At 63.5% G+C, this 3016-nt stretch carries 2 protein-coding genes; both read right to left on the bottom strand.

Going from position 1 to position 3016, the window contains the following annotated elements; translation table 11 throughout:
• Positions 1-127 precede the first annotated feature (127 nt).
• On the bottom strand, positions 128-991 hold the full coding sequence (gene aroE / locus B7G66_RS03220) for a shikimate dehydrogenase (protein ID WP_003621694.1): 864 nt from the start codon (positions 989-991) through the stop codon (positions 128-130).
• Between the two features lie 327 nt (positions 992-1318).
• Positions 1319-2371, bottom strand: a complete 1053-nt coding sequence (locus B7G66_RS03210; RefSeq protein ID WP_040511045.1) for a LacI family DNA-binding transcriptional regulator — start codon at positions 2369-2371, stop codon at positions 1319-1321.
• Positions 2372-3016: the final 645 nt, after the last annotated feature.

The following is a 3016-nucleotide window of genomic DNA, read 5'->3' as shown; positions in this document are numbered from 1 at the left end:
GCTTTTTGGAAAAAGCTTCACCAAAAACCTTTATGATTTCAGGAGATTGTTAAGCCTGACTTTTCAAACAGCCTCCAAGGGCAGCGTTTTTCAGGGGGGGAGGCCGCCCCCTGTGCCGTGATGTGCTTCAGCCCGCGTCCGATGCGGCGAAGATATCGCGCAGGGTCTTTTTCATCACATCGGCATCCATCGTCTTGCCAAGCCACAGCTCAACCCCGATCACGCCCTGATTCACCAGCATCCCCAGCCCGTCCAGCGGCGTGCAGCCACGTTCACGCGCCGCACGCAGGAAACGGGTCATGGGCGGGTTGGGAATGACATCCGCCACGACCTGCCCCTTTGTCAGGGTATCGAGGTCCACTTCCGGCATGGCCTGCGCATCGCCCAACCCCACCGAGGTCGCGTTGATGACGATATCGGTCCCTTCGGGAATGCGGGCCGCGCCATCCCACGGGTGGGCGGTTGCGTCGCTGTCGGTATTGTCACGCACCAGAGCGGCGATGGTCTCGGCCTTGGCCGGGTCACGGTTCACGACATCCAGATGCGCAACCCCCGCCAGGCCCAGTTCCACCGCAATGGCCCGCGCGGCCCCACCGGCCCCCAGCATGAAGACCCTCTTGCCCTTCGGGTCCACCACATCCTGCAAGGAGGCGAGGAAGCCCTTGCCGTCGGTATTGTTGCCCACCAGCCTGCCATCACGGATCGTGACACAGTTCACCGCACCGATGATCCGCGCCGCTTCGGCCAGGTCGTCCAGATGCGCGATGACCGCCACCTTGTGCGGCAGGGAACAGTTGAAACCAACCCATTCCATCGCGCGCGCGCCGCGCACCGCGTCGGCCAGGTTTTCGGCGCTGACGTCGCAATTGATGTAACGCGCGTCGATCCCGGCATGGCGATATGCCGCCTCGATCATCGCGACGGTGGGATTGTCACCACAGGGCGTGGAAAATGATCCGGTCAGGATGCTGCGGAAATTCTGTTCGGGCATGGGTGCGGTCCTGCGTGCTTGAGGATTGCATAGCTATGCAAAACAACACGCTTTTCATGCCCCGATGCAACCCCTAATCGCGCAGGGCCGGGTCTTTGCCCCATGCCCGTGCCCATGCCCGTGCCCGTGCTCGTGCCCGTGTCGATCCTGTGCCTGTGCCTGTCCCGTCCCGTGTTCGGGCAGGTGCGGTGCCGTCCCGTCCTCGTGCTGTGCGTGCTTGTGTCTGTCTGTTGTCTGTCTGCTTTCTGTGCGTATCTGCGTGTGCATGCGTGCGTGCGTGTCGATGTCCGCGTTTCCTGCGCCTGCGTGCGCCCCTCATGCGGCGCATCACGGAATGGCGGGATCGTCGTTTCGCCCGCCGCCGCCCGTGCTGCCACGTTCGATCAACTGTGCGTCAATCACATGTGTGCGCGACAGGGGCGTGTCCTTGGTGCCAAGGGCCTCGTCCAGCAGGCCCATGGCGCGTGCGACCATCTGTTCCGTATGCTGGTCAAAGGAGGTCAGGTCGTAACTGCGCCATGCGGCCTGCGGGATGTTGTCATATCCCGCCACCACGACATCGCGCGGGCACAGCAGCCCCATGCGTTCGCGCAGGGCGTCGATCACGCCGCAGGCCATCATGTCGTTGCTGGCGAAAATGCCATCCGGGCGGATGCCGCGCCGATCCAGCTGGGTGATGGCGGCATACCCGCTGTCATATGTATCGTTGCCCCGTACCGTCGTCAGGTGCGCAGGCGGCAGGCCGGTTGCGCACAGCCCGGTGCAGAAGCCCGTGCCCCGTGCGTGCGACGCCGCGTTTTTCGTGGGACCGGCCAGCCACACCGGGCGCATGACCCCATGGCGCGCCAGCAGGTGCGCCGCCGCCCGCCCCGCGCCGTGGTTGTCGGAATTGACGGTTGAAATCCATGGTCCCACCCGTGATGAATTAAAGCATACAACCGGCAGGCGCAGCGCGGACAGCGCCCGCACCACGGCGGCCGACCCGATGGCCAGGGACGTGACGATGGCGTCGATGCGATAGCTGACCAACTGGTCCAGCGCACTGTCGAGTGTCAGGGCGTCATCCACATGCATCAGCAACACCTGAAGGCCGCTTTCGCGCAGGGCCGTCGCCAGCCGTTCAAGTGCGGTGGCATAAAACGGGTTTTCCAGCCCCCCGATGACCACGCCCACCATGTATGACCGGCCCGACTGCATGATGGCGGGGATGCGGTTGGGCCGATATCCCAGGTGCGCGGCGGCGTCCATCACCTTTTTCCTTGTCCGTGCAGAGATGCTCGAACCCGGCGAAAATGCGCGCGAAACGGCGGATTGCGATACGCCAGCCATCCGGGCGACATCAATGGACGTAACGGCGCGAATGGTAATGTCCCCCTGCATGGCCCGCGTGCCCGGCTGTGGTTTCCCGGTGCACTCTGTAACGACCCTAAATCTGTAACGATCCTAGCCCGTATCGCGCCGTCATGCCATGCCGGGGCCGCTATACCGGGCGGGACCAATCCGTCACGTCCCGCCGGGTGCGCCCCGGCATAGGCACCCTGCCAGAGACGTCATGCCAGAGACGTTATGCCAGAACGTTATGTCAGAGACGTCACGCCCGGCCACCATGACGGGCCATCAGGCTGGGGGTGGGATGCGTTGGGCCAGATACATGTTGGATCAGGATAGGCACGGTCGGGAGGCATGGGGGCGGGATGCCCACGGTCCGGGATATGCAGGGTTGGAACGGACTGGGGCGGGAGATGGGAAGGGGGACATGATGGGGCAGGACAGGAGGGGCCGGGCAATGTCGCGTGGGGCCAACGCGCTGGGTCTGCGCCTGATCGGTGCGTGGTGTCGCCGCCTGTATCAGGCCGGATGCGATGGGGGCTCATTGATGCCGCCAGCCCCCGCGACCTGTGATGTTTTTTTCCAAGGCACCCTCGACGGGATATCTGGCGGTTAGGGGCGCGTTTGAAAACAAATCAGTGATAAAAAACAGGAAAAGTTTTTGGGTGCTGCCTTTTTTCAAAAAGGCGGCGTCTT

The organism is Novacetimonas hansenii JCM 7643, assembly GCF_000964405.1.
Taxonomy (GTDB): domain Bacteria; phylum Pseudomonadota; class Alphaproteobacteria; order Acetobacterales; family Acetobacteraceae; genus Novacetimonas; species Novacetimonas hansenii.
Note: the sequence above shows the minus strand (reverse complement) of the source record. Positions and strands in the feature narration are given on the sequence as shown.

Excerpts from the sequence above, each read along its gene's own strand:
- aroE (WP_003621694.1), bottom strand. The coding sequence starts at position 991 with ATGCCCGAACAGAATTTCCGCAGCATCCTGACCGGATCATTTTCCACG.
- B7G66_RS03210 (WP_040511045.1), bottom strand. The coding sequence starts at position 2,371 with ATGCAGGGGGACATTACCATTCGCGCCGTTACGTCCATTGATGTCGCC.